This window comes from Pedobacter sp. SL55 (genome assembly GCF_026625705.1).
GTDB lineage: Bacteria > Bacteroidota > Bacteroidia > Sphingobacteriales > Sphingobacteriaceae > Pedobacter.
In genome coordinates this window covers 767,256-781,944 of sequence record NZ_CP113059.1, presented here as the reverse complement: position 1 = coordinate 781,944, position 14,689 = coordinate 767,256, and the positions used below count along the sequence as shown (strand labels likewise).

The window sequence follows — 14,689 nt, the reverse complement described above, 5'->3', positions numbered from 1 at the left end:
AATTAAGCTTTAGGATTGGTGTCATTTGCATCAATTGTAGGTGTGGCTTCTGGATCTTCTCCTTTTAAATAAGTAGGTAAGTTTAATCCAGCCATATTAAACAAATCGTTTAAAGGAGGTACGGTTTTCATCATGCCAGAGACGAAGTTTGCGGTAGAACCAGCACCATTTTCTCCTGCACCGTTGCCAGAGTCCCAAACGGTAATTTTATCAATTTTGATATTTTTAACGGCTTCAACCTGTGTTTTAACCAATTCTGGCAGTTTCTCAATTAACAACAATTGGAAGGCTTTGGTTGGGTCGCCACCTGCTGCGGCAACTACATCACGATAACCTTCGGCTTGTTTGGTCAAGATTTCGAACAAACCTTTCGCTTCTGCTTCCATTTTGGCGTAAATCGCATCAGCTTCTCCTTTTGCGTTTTCTCTAATGGTTTCTGCATCGGCCTGTGCTTGGATGATGGCTTTTTGCTTGGCAATTTCGGCGGGTACTACAATGTTAGCTATTTGTGTGGCTCTTTCTCTTTCAGAACGAGCTTCTTCTGCTTTTTGCTCTGCTAAGTAGGATGCTTCTAACGCTTTTGCTTGTTGCACTTTCTCGGCCGCTACAGCAATTTTTAAGGCTTCTGCTTCCTTTTCACGGCGCAAAGCATCTGAGGCTGCAATTTCAATCTTCGCCTCGTTTTCTCCTTTCACAGCAATGGCGTTGGCTTCCGAAGTTTTGATACGTGTATCTCTTTCGGCTTCGGCTTTACCAATGGCCTCATCTTTAAAAGCAGAGGCAATACTAATTTCCCTGTCTTTTTGGGTAATGGCGATTTTTACATCACGCTCACGCTGCGTTTCTGCAATCTGCACATCTTTCTCTCTATCGGCAATGGCTTTACCAGTTTCTCCGATTTTAGTTTGTTCGGCAACGCTGATGATGGCCTCGTTAATGGCTTTTGCAGCAGCTTCCTTACCCAAAGCTTCAATGTAACCAGACTCATCCTTAATATCTGTTACGTTTACGTTGATAAGTTTTAAACCGATTTTCTTTAACTCGGTATCTACGTTTTTAGAAATGTTATCTAAAAACTTATCACGGTCTGAGTTAATTTCTTCGATAGTCATGGTAGCAATAACTAAACGTAACTGACCAAATAGGATGTCTTTTGATAGTTCTTGGATATCTGCAGGTGCCAAACCTAGCAAACGTTCGGCAGCATTATTCATGCTGTCTGCTTCGGTAGAAATAGCAATGGTAAATCGGCAAGGCACATCCACACGGATATTTTGTCTACTCAAAGCATTTACCAAATTGGCTTCTATAGAAATGGGTTTCAAATCTAAATAGGCAAAATCTTGAATTACTGGCCAAATAAAAGCACCACCACCGTGGATACATTTGGCTGAAGTGCCGCCTGTTTTTCCATAAATGACTAAAATTTTATCTGAAGGGCAGCGCTTGTAGCGTGCCAATAAGGCCGAGAGGGTAACGAAAATTACGATAACAGCAATTAAAATGACTGTAATAGGCGATTGTAAGAGGTTTTCCATATTATATTTTTTCTACTAATACGAGGTTGTTACTTTCTATTTTAATGATTTTTACGGCTGCACCACTGGGAATTTGTTCGTTATCGGTAATGGCATCTACTTCTTTGTAAGAACCATTTATACTTACTTGGATTTTGCCCATGCCAGTTCTTTTTTCGGGAATACGTAAATACGCCGAGCCACTTTTGTGCAATAGCGAAGTAATTTTAAAGGAATTGTCTTCTGCTAGTTTTTGGATTTGCTTGATGATGGCAAAAAAAATCAGAATAAAAAGAATGCCTATTACTACTGAGAAGAGAATAAGTATGGCTCTGTTAGTGATTAAGCCATAAAAAGAAATGCCTGTCCAGCTAAAGCCTAACAGAAAGTTAATCAGATTTCGGAAAGAGAAAAGCTGAAAGGGGACATTGCCTCCGTCTAAATCGCCATCAAAGTCTGCATCAATACCATCGCCAGAGTCGGCTCCGATAAAGGTCATTACCGTTTGAACGATGAAGATGAAACTGATGGGTATAGCCAAATACCAAAATATCCTTAATAAAGGTTCGAGATTGTTTAGTGCGTCCATAGATTATTGTTTGTTCAGTCTCGCTAATATAAAGAAATTAGGAGATTTTAGCAATGAATCTGCAGGAAAAGAAGATATAAAAGGAGTAAGTACTGCTCTTCTTCTTGGTTAGGTTGATCAAGTCGGTTTTTTACCAGTGTGTTTGAGCTTTTGCATAAATCTTTGGCTTAAAATTCTGATGCTTAAGGGTAAGCGCATTAAAATGTTTTGTCTTGCCAAACGGGCTTTTCCACTTTTTCTTGATAAAAAGTGGAGTAAAAATCAAGGCTTGCATCTATTTTGGTAAAAATTAGTCAAACCACTCTTGAAAATAATTTAAGGTCTTGCCCTTCTCATTTTCCATTGCACGACTGAAAATTATTTTGCGCAATGCAATTAGATCGGAACTACTGGTGGTTTCAAACTATTTTTCCTCAAAATATCCGCTAGGCCAATACGTTCTTGGGTAAGTTGCTGCTCTTAATAAGGTTTTAACAAGCATAATGCTTAATTTTAATGCGTTGGTCCTGACTGATGCTTAAGGTTAGTATCGCTTATTTCCTTTTAGGGCTACGTGTTTTTACTTTAGCAACTCCAGATTTACCGTTTGATGGGCGAGCGGTTCTTTTGTTAGGTCCGTTAGCTTTAAACCAATCATTGGCGGCTGCGCTACTGTTTTTTGATGCTCCGCCGCTAGCTCTTTTGTCGGGGTTTGCTTTAGAAGAGTCCGTTTTACCTTTAGCTTTTGCAAAACGTTGAGCAGGTTTTTCGGGCTTGTTAGCACTAACTTTTTTGTTCACTTGCTTAGGCGCAGCAGGTTTCTCTGAACTAGATTTTGCCACCATTTTAAAAATTTCGGCTTGTTCTTTTTCATCCAGTTCACGCCAATCGCCAAGGCCTAAACCTTTTAAAGTAATGTTCATGATACGTACACGCTCTAGTTTGGTTACCTCGTAGCCAAAATATTCGCACATGCGGCGAATTTGTCTATTTAAACCCTGAATTAAAGTGATGCGGAATACGTTGCTTCCTTCTTGTTTTACCTTACATTTTTTGCTCATTACACCTAAAACCGGAACGCCTTTGCTCATGTTCTCTACAAAAGTTTCGTTAATAGGCTTGTTAACCGTAACTACATATTCTTTTTCGTGGTTGTTGCCGGCACGTAGAATTTTATTAACCAAATCTCCGTTGTTGGTTAAAAATATTAAGCCTTGCGAATCTTTATCTAAACGACCAATTGGGAAAACACGTTCGCTATGGTTTACGTGGTCAACAATGTTGTCTTTAACGCCAGCTTCGGTAGTACTGGTAATGCCAACAGGTTTGTTGTAGGCAATAAGAATAGAGTTTTCTGCTTGGCGGGGCTCTATATTTTGGCCATTTACACTCACTACATCGCCAAATAATACTTTGTCGCCAACCTTAGCTCGCTTGCCGTTAATAAATACTTGACCAAGTTCAATGTATCTATCTGCTGCTCTTCTTGAGCAAAGTCCGCTTTCGCTGATGTATTTATTTAAACGTGTGGTATGATCCATGATTAGAATTAGTTATTAATTTACAAAGTAACCAATTCTAATTCGAATATCACTTTAAAAGGTTTTAAAAAATGGAACCACATAGGCACATAGAATAGGAATTGGTTAAATGATACATAAATATCGTTTATGCGAAACTAAAACCTTTTGAAAACTATGTGTCTATGTGGTTTAATAATGTTAGAAATTTAACTCATCTGCACTTGGTCCATAAGAACCAGGTATCGGGATGTTTAGTAAACGAAGATAAACACCCAACTGTGCACGATGGTGCGTGATCTGGTTTAAAGAAACTCTGATCAATCCGTATTTGGTGGTTGCTATATGAATTTGGTTGCCTGTGCGCAACACCCAAGGTTTTTCTAGAAATGCTTCTTCTACTTCTGCTAAGCTGGTTAAACTTTCTGCTATACCTTTGTCGAACAGTGCAATTAACTGTTCGTTATCGTGAACTTGGGCTGGATTATATGGTGCTGTAGCAAAGTCAAGTTCATCTGTTTCTACTCCTAGTTTTGGCCAGCTAGCTAAATCTGCAATGTGTGTGGCCAAAGCTATTAGCTTCATGCTTTTTTCGTGTGGTGCATAATCTGGTTTATCGAAAGGCACTAAGGCTAAAAATTTACGGGTAGTTACTGCTTCTTGGTTGAGCTCGTTTTGTAGTAATTTAATGATATCCATGATGTTTATTTTTTTGTTGAAACAAAGTTGAGAGGACAGAGTGACAACCCTATGGCAGCGGGAAAATTGATGCGAGAATTTTATGAATTTTTCTTAGCGTTCTTTGCGATTACTTAATTAAATCTTTTCGTTTTTACGCCAAAAAATTCATCGCAAAGAAATTAGGAGTATTGCAAAGAGCGCAAAGCAGGAAAGGTTGATTTGTTGAATAATTCCGGGCCTATAGCTATCGGTAGGAGTAAACACTTCGATGAGGAACGAAGAGAAATCTGTTAAATAGAAGTGTTGTACCGTGAGATTTCTCATATACGTTCGAAATTACGGGAGCAGTATACAAAAAGATTAAAGCGAAAAGTTACGAAGGTAATTCGGGATAAACTAAGGCTGCAGTTGCCGATGTTGGATGGCGATTGCTTTCTAAAACTAATAATCTACAGGTAATTGCTTCATATAATCGTTAATACTGATGTGCTCGGTAAGCGTAAACGGCAGCGAAGAACAGTTGAGCTGTAAAATGTTGTTGACCTTGAAATCACGATATGAACTGCGCAGGTGGCAGTAGCCTATCAAGTGCCAAGAAAATGCATAAAAAATTAATCCGATAGGTTCTAAACGACGTTCGCTAACTTCTTCTTTATAGTTTTTGTACTTAATCGACACTATTTGTTTGTCGGCAATGGCATTTTGAAGTAGCGATAAATACTCAACATCGCTACGCAAACGCTTGGGCAATTGTAGCCGGATGTTGGCATTAAGGTTTTCGACTACTTTCTTTTGGTTGCTTTTTAGTACATTTTTAACCTTGTCTAATGCACTTTGGTAATGTTGTTTGATGGATTTATCTGCAAAACCTTCGATAAAACGTTCCATCATGAGCAGTGCACTTGCCTCATCTGTATTAAAAGACACTGGAGGCAAAAAATAGCCCTGAACAATAAAATACCCTTTGTTAGGTTCGAAGCTTAAAGGTATGCCTTGTTCTGAAAGCGCTTTTACATCTCGATAAACGGTACGAACACTAATCTCGAAACGACTGGCAATGCTTTCGGCACTTACGTGTTTTTTCGATTGGAGTAAAATTAAAATGCCAAATAGCCTGTCTATCCTGTTCATGATACAAATATATAATAGGCGGTTGTTGCTACAACTATTTGCAAAGGTTTAATTAACCACAATTGTTACAAATTTTTAAGTAATTAAAACTATTTCGGTGCGTATTTTGTGGTTATTTAAATATGTCTAGCAAATCTACAGCTCAATCTCAAAAGCATTTCTTTAGGGCCACAAAAGGTAAAGTGGTACTTGGCTTTTTATTTGCTGGCTTGGCACTTTTTTTAGCTTGGGGCGTAAGTAAATTTGTATTTGGCGAAATTTTAGGTACAGTAGAGAAAATATCTGCTCCTAACGATAAATTGAGATTGGTAAACAAGCTTTCGCATCAAATAGCCTCGCTAGATCAGTTGCAGAGAGAGCAGAAAAACAATGTGAGTTTTTTTGCTGCCACCCAAAAGTTGCGCAGAACCTTAGATACGTTAAACACGCTTTATACCACAGATCAGGAGCAAACTAAGCGCATTAACAAACTAAAAAAATTGCTTAAAGATAGAGATAAGCAGTTTCTACTATACTTAGAAGTTAAAGAAAATTTGGTAAATACGCAGTCTTTTTCTGAAGAAGTAGAGAAGCTAAACGAGCTGTTTGCACAACGTACCAGAGAGGCCGATAGTGCGGTTTTTACTACGCAAACTTCTACTTCTACCACTACGGTGGCTCCCGAAGAAGACCAGAAACCTCGTGGGTTTTTAAGTAGACTTTTTGGAAAGAAAAAGGCAGAGGTTTATAAAATCATTAACGAAGAATATAAGGTAAAAAAGGATACGCTTAACCCACAGGTAGAAGATAGCATTATGCGAAATGTAGCAACTTCGCTTAAAACAATTGAAACCGAGCAGCGCCAAAAGAGTAACCGTTTTTTAAAAAAGGAAGCAGAATTGGCGAGTTCTAGCAGTGCGTTAACCAAGCAAATGTTAAATGTGCTGCGTGAGGTAGAAGCAGAAGCTTTGATGCAGATTGATTTGAACGGAGAACAGGCCAAAAGTATGGTTAGCGAAGGGGTACATCAAATTAAGATTATCATTATCGCTTTTTTTATAATCACCATGATTTTGGGCTCGCTCATTTTGGTAGATATCACCAAAAATAACAAGTACCTTGGCCTTAGAAAAAGCTAAAGAAGAGGCCGAATATCACGGAAGGGCAAAACAACGCTTTTTATCTAACATGAGCCACGAAATTAGAACACCTTTACAGGCCATTTTAGGTTATTCGGAGTTTATAGCTAAACAAGAAAATCCCAATAAAAAGCACGTGGAAGCCATTCATCGGTCGTCGGTACATTTATTGCAGATTGTAAACGAAGTGCTAGATTACAACAGAATTACATCGGGCGAATTTAGCTTTAAACAGGAAGATTTTGATCTTCAGAAATTACTCGATGAGGTAATGGATGCGGTAAAGCCCTTGGCAGAGAAGAAAGACATCAGCCTGGTGGCTAATTTTGATTTACCAGAGCAACATTGGATAAAAGGAGATGCTTTTAGGTTAAAGCAAGTGCTTTATAATCTGTTGGGAAATGCCATTAAGTTTACGGTAAAAGGGCACGTGAAATTGATTGTAGATTGTAAAGAGCAAGATGAAAACGTTTATTGTTATTTTACGGTAGAGGACACTGGAATTGGTTTTTCGAAGGAAGATCAGGGGAAGATTTTTAAAGAGTTTGAGCAAGGGGATAACTCAAATCATCAGTCGATGAACCAAAACGGTACGGGCCTAGGGCTGGCTATTGTGAAAACTTTGGTAGATGCGCAGGGCGGAAGAATTAATGCCAAAAGTAAGTTAGGAAAGGGTACTTCATTTGTGGTGCATTTACAGTATCAAAAAGGTAATGCGCCTGCTGAAACTATACGGTTAGAAAATACAAAAACGGTTACCAAGGCTAAAGGTGTTTGGGTAATTGACGATGATAATTTAATCCTCAATTTGTGTGAACTCATATTCTCTGCCCACCAAATTCCGTATAAAACTTTTAGGACAGCTAATGCCATTTTGAATGAGCCAATAGACGATGAGCTGGAATATGTTTTTATAGATATGCGCTTGGAAGGCGGAATGACTGGAATTGAAGTACACAAACAGCTTAAACAGCGCCTGGCCAATGGTGTAAAATATTACGCAATTACTGCCCAAAAGCTGCCCGATGAGCAGCAGGCGGTGTTAGACCAGGGTTTTGAAGGTGTGATTATTAAACCTTTTAAAGCAGAAGATTTGCTGGCACTATTTGAAATTTCGGCAGTAGCGGAGGTTGGTTTTGATGATAACGCTTTGCAGAAAATGACCATGGGCGATGAAGAAATGATGGCTAAGATTTTAGCAAGTTTTATACGAGATTGCGAAGAAGACCAAGCCTTGTTACAGGAAAGTATCGCCAACCAAAACCAACCGGAAGTGAGATTGGTAATACATCGCTTAGCTGGAAGAGTTGCGCAAATTGGTGCTAAAGAATTAGGTGCTGAATTTAGACAGTTAGAACAAGAAGTTGCGGCGGTAGGGATATTGGATGAAGCTATTCGTAATCAAATAAATGCGTTACTAGGTAAATTGAAATCACTATTGAAAGCTGTGGAAATACGTAAAAATAAATTTTCTTAAAAAAAGCCACAGATACACAGATTTAAAAAGAAAATAGAAATCATTTAAAAATTAACCTGTTGTTATTTGATCTGTGCATCTGTGGCAAAAAAATACTTTTAACTTTGTTTCATGCAAAATCCATCCGTAAAAGCTGTTTTTTTCGATATTGACGGTACCTTGTTAAGTTTCAAAACACACAAAGTTTCGGCATCTACCGAGCAGGCAATCGCCGATTTACAAGCCAAGGGCATCAAAACCATTTTATCTACAGGTCGTTCAATTAATAGCATTGATCATATAAAATACTTAAATTTTGATGGCTACATTACTTTTAATGGTGGTTATTGTGTTACAAAAGATGAAGAGCTACTTTTTAAGCAGTGTATAGCCGCAGAAGATATTAGAGGTATTTTATCCTATGCCAAAGAAAATACGTTGAGTTTTTCATTTATGTCTGAGAAGGAAATCGGTATACATGATGTTACCCCCGAAATTGCTGGAATGTACGCTCATGTAAATTTACCTGTGCCGCCACCAATAGATCCAGAAAGAGTAGATGTTTCTTCCATTTTGCAAACCAATATTTTTTTAGGTCCCGAGCAGGAAGCCGCTTTTATGGCTACGGTAATGCCTAATTCTACAGCTTCGAGATGGACACCTTTATTTGCTGATGTGAATGCAAAAAATCAAAGTAAAAAAATAGGTATCGATGTCTTCTGTAAACATTTTGGTATTGATTTAGCTGAAACCATGGCATTTGGCGATGGTGGTAATGATATTGAAATGCTAAAGCATGTAAATGTTGGTGTAGCCATGGGCAATGCTAATCCAGAAGTTAAGGCGATTGCAGATTACGTTACTGATGATGTAGATAGTGATGGCATTTGGAATGCGCTAAAGCATTTTGAGGTGCTTTAATATTTAAGTTGGGGCGAAAAATTTTTCGCCCGTACATGACCTTATTAATCTATTCCATAGCGCTCCATTTTCGAATAAAGCGTTTTTCTATCAATATTTAGCAGTTTTGCAGCTTTAGATTTGTTGTATTTTACCTTAATCAGCGCTTCGGTAATCAACGCTTTCTCATTGCTTTCGTTTACAGCTTTCAAATCTGAAGGGTTATCCAAAGGTGTTTCATTAGCCACAGCTATCTTCATCTCGTCAGGTAAGCTATCTGCTGTTGCAATACTGCCGGCAGTTAGTAAAACCATTCTTTTGATTACATTTCTTAGCTCCCGCAAGTTTCCTGGCCAATCATATTTAAGTAGTAAGTGTTTAGTTTCTTTGTCTAGTTCTTGTACATTTCTATTCAGTTCTTCGTTAGATAATTTAATGAAAAGCGCTATGAAAAGCTCCAAGTCTACACCCCTTTCTCTTAGCGGTGGCAACTGAATTTTAAACTCGTTTAACCTATGGTAAAGGTCTTCACGAAATTCGCCGTTTTTCATGCTGTTCGCTAAGTCATCATTGGTAGCGGTAATAATGCGCACATCAACCGGAATTTGCTTGTTGCTGCCCAATGGCTGTATCACTCTCTCTTGTAAAGCTCTGAGTAGTTTAACCTGTACTTCGTAGCTAAGGTTGCCAATTTCATCTAAAAAAATAGTACCTCCATTGGCGGCTTCAAACGAGCCTTTTTTATCTGTAACGGCACCTGTAAAAGCTCCTTTAACATGGCCAAACAATTCGCTTGCTGCTAAATCTTTAGATAAAGCGCCACAGTCTATCGCTATAAATGGTTTGTTTTTGCGCTTGCTTTGCTGATGTAAGGTTCTTGCAGCAAACTCCTTTCCGGTACCGCTTTCGCCTTGTATCACTACAGACATATCGGTTTCGGCTACCAAATCAATATGCTGATATAATCTATTAGCAACATCGCTGCTACCCCTAATAAAATTGCCTTCGTTAGTTTTTTGAGGTGCTTTTTTCTGTAACGCATTGTCAATTACCATCAGTAACTCATCGGGGTTAATGGGTTTGGTAATGTAATCACTCGCCCCGAGCTGTATAGATTTTACCGCGGTACGCACATCGTTAAAAGAAGTCATGATAATTGCCGGAACAGCTAAGCCAATTTCGCGGCGGTGGTTCAATACCTCTATGCCAGTTCCGTCTGGTAGGCGATAATCAATCAATAACAACTGGAAATCTTCATGAGCAATTAATTTAAGAGCTTTGGCAACATTACTAACGGTAGTTACTTCAAAATTTTTCTTTGTTAAAAAACCTTCAATAATTTGAGCGAAAGTGCTGTCGTCTTCAATAATTAAAACAGATGCCATATATACAAAAATAGGAAAAGCCAGTATCATATAACTGGCTTTTCCCTTATTTAGTTTTAAGAAATGATGATTTTTGACTATTCTACTGGCTTGCCTTCAGCATCAAATTTTAACGAAGCTGTTTCTTCCTCTTTTTTCACATCAACTTGGAAGTAAGCTTTATCGCCATCTTTTACGCTAAATGCTGCTGTTGGTGTCCAAGCTTTGTATGGTTCGGTTGCCAATACTGTTTTAATTGCATCTGGCAAAGCCGACATTTCAATTGGAGTTTTAATCACACTATCTTGTACAGCAACCATTTCGTTAATCGAAGCTTGTGCTGCTGCTACCGAAGCTCCTGAAAATTCTACTGGTTTGCCTTCCGCATCAAATTTCAACGAAGCCATTTCCTCTGCTTTTTTCACATCAACTTGGAAGTAAGCTTTATCGCCATCTTTCACGCTAAAAGCTGCTGTTGGTGTCCAATCTTTGTAAGGGTCTGTTTGTAAAACTGTTTTAATTGCATCTGGCAAAGCCGATACTTCAATTGGAGTTTTTACCACACTATCTTGAACTGAAACCATTTCTAACTTATTAACTGAAGCTTGAGCTTGAGTTGCTGTAAAACCTGCGAATGCTACGATAGCTGCTACAAATAACTTTTTCATAATATCTATTTTTAAGTTTAATATATTTTGTGAATTATACTAACCTAAGGCTTCATAATAGTGCCAAGCCATAATTTGTACTGTGCCAAACTGTTAATTGATTGTAAATCAATTATTTTTGTGTTTTTCGCTGAAATCTAGGTTGTGGAGTTTCTCTACAACTTGTTGCTATAAGCACCAAAAAAGTTTTAAATTTCGATATTAAACCCAATTCAGTTTAATTTGTAGTATGCAAAGATACTTGTCGGCAAACAGAATTTACCCAGTAACCAGCGAGCCAATTGATAACGGTGTGATGCAGATTTCGGATACCGGAGAAATCATTTCTATATTAACAGCAGCAGAAGCCGCAGCTCGAAACATTGAAAATATAGAGCAATATGAGGGGGTTTTGGTGCCAGGTTTTGTAAATACGCACTGCCACTTAGAACTGTCGCACCTGTTTAATAAAATACCAGAGCAAACCGGATTGCCAGCTTTTGTTAGGGAAATTGTAGCCCAACGAGCCGCAGCAGATGAAGTGATAATTGCCGCTATGAATGCTGCAGATAAGCAGATGTTCGAAAATGGAATTGTTGCCGTGGGCGATATTTCCAATCAGTTAATTTCTAAAGAAATAAAACAACATAGCCCTTTGCATTATCATACCTTTGTAGAGGTTTTTGGCTTTAATCATCCATCGCAACCAATTATTGATGAGGCTGTTAAAATAAGAGATAGTTACTGGCCATTAAAAGCATCTATTGTACCACACGCACCATATTCTGTGGCCACCGAATTATTTCAATACATCGAAAAAAACACTCGGCCACAAGATATTTTAAGTATTCATAATCAAGAAACACTAGCCGAGAACGAGTTTTTTGAGAAAGGCACCGGAGATTTTGAAGCGATGTATAATAGAATGGGCGTACCAAAAAGCGAAGCACACGGTACAGGAGAAAATGCCATTCGTTACCATTTGTCGCAAATGCCAAGAAATAGAACTTTACTGGTGCATAATACCTTTACCAGCAAAGCCGATATTGATTTTGCGGTAGCGCAACACAAGGATTTGTATTGGTGCTTTTGCCCAAACGCTAATGTTTACATAGAAAATGACCTGCCTAACGTTAATCTGTTTTTCGATACTAGCGTAAGAATTACACTTGGTACAGATAGTTTGGCCAGTAACCACCAGTTGTCTATTTTGGCAGAGATGGAAACTTTACAACAGAAAAAGCGAGTTCCTTTTGACGAATTGTTAAAATGGGCCACAATAAACGGTGCAGAATTTTTAGGTATTGCTAATCAATTTGGAAGTTTTGAAGTTGGTAAAACGCCTGGAGTTAATTTGATTGAAGTGAGTGAAGCAAAAATCATCAAATCTCACGAGGTAAAAAGATTAGTTTAATTGGTAGGTAGTTTTGGTGGTTTTTCTTTCCGATATTTAAGGAATATCTATCCGCAAATATTATAAATCAATTATCCTATGGCAAGCATTAAACTGTTCGAAAGCAATCAAATACGTTCCGTATGGAATGAGAACAAACAGAAATGGTATTTTTCTGTTCAAGATGTTGTTGAAATACTTACAGACAGTACAGATGTAAAGCAGTATATCAAAAGAATGTTAAGCCGTGACGAGCAGCTTAAGAGCAACTGGGGTACAATTTGTACCCTAGTTGAAATGGTAGCAGCCGATGGGAAAAAACGTAAAATACAAGCTGCCAATTCAAAAGGTCTTCTCCGTATCATCCAATCCATTCCTTCGCCCAAGGCAGAACCTTTTAAACTTTGGCTGGCACAAGTAGGTTCCGATCGTTTAGAGGAGATAGAGAATCCAGAGTTGGCTACGCAACGAGCAAGGGAGCTGTATAAACTTAAAGGCTATAATGAGGATTGGATTGAAAAGCGTATGCGCAGCATCGCCATTCGTGAAGAACTTACCGACGAGTGGAAAAATAGAGAGGTAAACGAACAAAAAGAATATGCTATTTTAACAGCCGAAATATCTAGAGCTACTTTTGGGCTTACACCATCAGAATACAAAAAAGTTAAAGGTTTAAAAAGCCAAAATCTGCGTGATCACATGACTGACTTGGAACTGATTTTCTCGATGTTGGGCGAAGCATCTACCACAGCCATTGTTAAAACCCAAAACCCCATAGGCTTTAAAGAAAACCAAAAAGTGGCTAAACAAGGTGGGGCAGTTGCAGGAAATGCTAGGAAAGAATTGGAAAGCAAAACGGGTCAAAAAGTAGTTTCTAATCAGAATTATTTACCCGAAACAAAGAGAATTAGAAAAAAGGACAAATGAAAAACTCAATTACCTCTTTATTCAATATCAAATATCCAATTATTCAAGCCGGTATGGTTTGGTGTAGCGGCTGGCGGCTGGCCTCTGCTGTTTCTAATGCTGGTGGTTTGGGTATTATTGGTGCTGGTTCTATGTATCCAGAGGTTTTGCGAGAGCATATCCAAAAGTGTAAACAGGCAACAGAACAGCCTTTTGCGGTTAATGTGCCTTTGCTTTATCCTAACATTCAAGAGATCATGGATGTTTTGGCGGAGGAAAAAGTCAAAATTGTGGTTACTTCGGCAGGTAACCCAGCAACTTGGACTAGCTTTTTGAAAGAGAAAGGAATGACCGTTGTTCATGTAATTGCCAACACTAAATTCGCGTTAAAAGCACAACAAAGTGGAGTAGATGCGGTTGTTGCCGAAGGTTTTGAAGCTGGTGGTCACAACGGAAGAGAGGAAACTACAACCTTGTGTCTAATCCCGATGATTAAAGCGGCTGTGAATATTCCAGTAATTGCTGCTGGAGGTATAGCAAGCGGCAAAGCTATGTTGGCGGCCTTTGCCTTAGGTGCTGATGCCGTACAAATAGGTTCGGCCTTTGCTGTAGCCGAAGAGTCTTCTGCCCACCCAAACTTTAAGGAAAAAATCTTATCCTCTACCGAAGGCGATACCAAATTAAGGATGAAAAAACTGGTGCCCGTTAGATTGCTTAAAAATGAATTTGCTGATGCCGTTGCACAAGCAGAAGCTAATGGCGCAAGTACAGAGGAGTTAGCTGCATTGCTAGGAAGGGCAAGAGCCAAACTCGGTATGTTCGAAGGCGATATGCAAGAAGGAGAGTTGGAAATAGGGCAAGTGTCAGCAATGCTCAGTGATGTTAAGCCAGCTGCGATTATTTTTAATGAAATTTGGGAAGAGTTTTTAGTTGAAAAGGAAAAGCTCGAAAAACTAAAATTTTAGATTTGTACGGACGAAATATTTTTCGCCCCGACATAGCTTTATGTACACCTTAGAAAACTTAAGCTAATTGTTTAAGAATAATGGTAGCTAATTGACCGTGTAATTTCTATTTCTAATCTAAAATGTTCTTAGGCGTCTTAGGTGGTTCAAAATAATTACTTTTGTATAAATTTTAAATTTTGTCTCATATCTCACATCTCAATACGCATATCTAGTCATGAAACACATCAATATAAAAGTAATAGGTAAAGTGCAGGGCGTGTTTTTTAGGGCAAGCACCAAAGCCGTAGCCGACCAAATGGGCGTAAAAGGAAAAGTGAAAAACGAAAAGGATGGCTCCGTTATTATTGAAGCAGAAGCAAGTAACGTAATTTTAGATATGTTTGTAGAGTGGTGCCATAAAGGCCCAGAGAAAGCAATTGTAGAGCAAGTAGTTGTAGAAGAAAGCGAGTTACAGCATTACACCAACTTTGTGGTAATTAAGAAAAATTTATTGTGGTAATGTGATTTACGATTGTAGATT

General features: G+C 38.5%; 14 protein-coding genes. 7 read left to right on the top strand and 7 right to left on the bottom strand.

All coding sequences use genetic code 11. The features are described 5' to 3' along the window. Positions 1 to 2: 2 nt before the first annotated feature. The 5 genes from OVA16_RS03415 to OVA16_RS03395 all read right to left on the bottom strand — a co-directional run bounded on the left by OVA16_RS03415 (position 3) and on the right by OVA16_RS03395 (position 5,417). Complete coding sequence (locus OVA16_RS03415; protein WP_267763522.1) at positions 3 to 1,538, bottom strand: flotillin family protein; 1,536 nt, start codon at positions 1,536 to 1,538, stop codon at positions 3 to 5. A 1-nt stretch (position 1,539) separates the two neighbouring features. Next, entirely contained in the window at positions 1,540 to 2,106 is a 567-nt protein-coding gene (locus OVA16_RS03410; RefSeq protein ID WP_267763521.1) for an NfeD family protein, read from the bottom strand. 533 nt (positions 2,107 to 2,639) lie between these two features. Further along, complete coding sequence (gene rluF, locus OVA16_RS03405) at positions 2,640 to 3,626, bottom strand: 23S rRNA pseudouridine(2604) synthase RluF (protein WP_267763520.1); 987 nt, start codon at positions 3,624 to 3,626, stop codon at positions 2,640 to 2,642. A 180-nt stretch (positions 3,627 to 3,806) separates the two neighbouring features. Beyond that, a complete protein-coding gene (locus OVA16_RS03400) occupies positions 3,807 to 4,304 on the bottom strand; it encodes a DinB family protein (protein ID WP_267763519.1) in 498 nt (165 codons plus the stop codon). Between the two features lie 423 nt (positions 4,305 to 4,727). Then, positions 4,728 to 5,417 (bottom strand): helix-turn-helix transcriptional regulator, encoded by a 690-nt coding sequence (locus OVA16_RS03395; protein ID WP_267763518.1) that lies wholly within the window; start codon positions 5,415 to 5,417, stop codon positions 4,728 to 4,730. Positions 5,418 to 5,539: 122 nt separating this feature from the next. Here OVA16_RS03395 and OVA16_RS03390 point away from each other — a divergent pair, with 122 nt between their 5' ends. From OVA16_RS03390 to OVA16_RS03380, 3 genes are all read left to right on the top strand, one after another. Continuing rightward, entirely contained in the window at positions 5,540 to 6,535 is a 996-nt protein-coding gene (locus OVA16_RS03390; protein ID WP_267763517.1) for a hypothetical protein, read from the top strand. Further along, entirely contained in the window at positions 6,516 to 8,012 is a 1,497-nt protein-coding gene (locus tag OVA16_RS03385) for an ATP-binding protein (RefSeq protein WP_267763516.1), read from the top strand. Before OVA16_RS03390 ends, OVA16_RS03385 begins: the two co-directional genes overlap by 20 nt. 111 nt (positions 8,013 to 8,123) lie before the next feature. Then, entirely contained in the window at positions 8,124 to 8,912 is a 789-nt protein-coding gene (locus OVA16_RS03380; protein WP_267763515.1) for a Cof-type HAD-IIB family hydrolase, read from the top strand. A gap of 44 nt (positions 8,913 to 8,956) precedes the next feature. Here OVA16_RS03380 and OVA16_RS03375 read toward each other — a convergent pair whose 3' ends face one another. Both OVA16_RS03375 and OVA16_RS03370 read right to left on the bottom strand, forming a co-directional pair. Then, positions 8,957 to 10,276, bottom strand: a complete 1,320-nt coding sequence (locus tag OVA16_RS03375) for a sigma-54-dependent transcriptional regulator (protein ID WP_267763514.1) — start codon at positions 10,274 to 10,276, stop codon at positions 8,957 to 8,959. A 77-nt stretch (positions 10,277 to 10,353) separates the two neighbouring features. Then, positions 10,354 to 10,923 carry a hypothetical protein gene (locus OVA16_RS03370; RefSeq protein ID WP_267763513.1) on the bottom strand — a complete coding sequence of 190 codons (570 nt, stop codon included), beginning with the start codon at positions 10,921 to 10,923 and terminating at the stop codon, positions 10,354 to 10,356. A 229-nt stretch (positions 10,924 to 11,152) separates the two neighbouring features. Here OVA16_RS03370 and OVA16_RS03365 point away from each other — a divergent pair, with 229 nt between their 5' ends. The 4 genes from OVA16_RS03365 (at position 11,153) to OVA16_RS03350 (ending at position 14,668) form a co-directional block, all read left to right on the top strand. Beyond that, complete coding sequence (locus OVA16_RS03365; RefSeq protein ID WP_267763512.1) at positions 11,153 to 12,316, top strand: amidohydrolase family protein; 1,164 nt, start codon at positions 11,153 to 11,155, stop codon at positions 12,314 to 12,316. Positions 12,317 to 12,394: 78 nt separating this feature from the next. After that, on the top strand, positions 12,395 to 13,222 hold the full coding sequence (locus tag OVA16_RS03360) for a Bro-N domain-containing protein (protein ID WP_267763511.1): 828 nt from the start codon (positions 12,395 to 12,397) through the stop codon (positions 13,220 to 13,222). Then, positions 13,219 to 14,166: an NAD(P)H-dependent flavin oxidoreductase gene (locus OVA16_RS03355; RefSeq protein ID WP_267763510.1), complete on the top strand. Its 948-nt coding sequence runs from the start codon at positions 13,219 to 13,221 to the stop codon at positions 14,164 to 14,166. Before OVA16_RS03360 ends, OVA16_RS03355 begins: the two co-directional genes overlap by 4 nt. Before the next feature lie 217 nt (positions 14,167 to 14,383). Beyond that, the gene (locus OVA16_RS03350) at positions 14,384 to 14,668 is read left to right on the top strand and encodes an acylphosphatase (protein ID WP_267763509.1); all 285 of its coding nucleotides are present in this window, start codon (positions 14,384 to 14,386) and stop codon (positions 14,666 to 14,668) included. The last annotated feature ends 21 nt before the right edge of the window (positions 14,669 to 14,689 follow it).

What these genes read in the sequence shown, in the direction of transcription:
- OVA16_RS03375 (WP_267763514.1), bottom strand. Translation starts at nt 10,276, where the DNA reads ATGGCATCTGTTTTAATTATTGAAGACGACAGCACTTTCGCTCAAATT.
- OVA16_RS03365 (WP_267763512.1), top strand. Translation starts at nt 11,153, where the DNA reads ATGCAAAGATACTTGTCGGCAAACAGAATTTACCCAGTAACCAGCGAG.
- OVA16_RS03410 (WP_267763521.1), bottom strand. Translation starts at nt 2,106, where the DNA reads ATGGACGCACTAAACAATCTCGAACCTTTATTAAGGATATTTTGGTAT.
- OVA16_RS03400 (WP_267763519.1), bottom strand. Translation starts at nt 4,304, where the DNA reads ATGGATATCATTAAATTACTACAAAACGAGCTCAACCAAGAAGCAGTA.
- OVA16_RS03380 (WP_267763515.1), top strand. Translation starts at nt 8,124, where the DNA reads ATGCAAAATCCATCCGTAAAAGCTGTTTTTTTCGATATTGACGGTACC.
- OVA16_RS03370 (WP_267763513.1), bottom strand. Translation starts at nt 10,923, where the DNA reads ATGAAAAAGTTATTTGTAGCAGCTATCGTAGCATTCGCAGGTTTTACA.
- OVA16_RS03395 (WP_267763518.1), bottom strand. Translation starts at nt 5,417, where the DNA reads ATGAACAGGATAGACAGGCTATTTGGCATTTTAATTTTACTCCAATCG.
- OVA16_RS03415 (WP_267763522.1), bottom strand. Translation starts at nt 1,538, where the DNA reads ATGGAAAACCTCTTACAATCGCCTATTACAGTCATTTTAATTGCTGTT.
- rluF (WP_267763520.1), bottom strand. Translation starts at nt 3,626, where the DNA reads ATGGATCATACCACACGTTTAAATAAATACATCAGCGAAAGCGGACTT.
- OVA16_RS03355 (WP_267763510.1), top strand. Translation starts at nt 13,219, where the DNA reads ATGAAAAACTCAATTACCTCTTTATTCAATATCAAATATCCAATTATT.
- OVA16_RS03360 (WP_267763511.1), top strand. Translation starts at nt 12,395, where the DNA reads ATGGCAAGCATTAAACTGTTCGAAAGCAATCAAATACGTTCCGTATGG.
- OVA16_RS03390 (WP_267763517.1), top strand. Translation starts at nt 5,540, where the DNA reads ATGTCTAGCAAATCTACAGCTCAATCTCAAAAGCATTTCTTTAGGGCC.
- OVA16_RS03350 (WP_267763509.1), top strand. Translation starts at nt 14,384, where the DNA reads ATGAAACACATCAATATAAAAGTAATAGGTAAAGTGCAGGGCGTGTTT.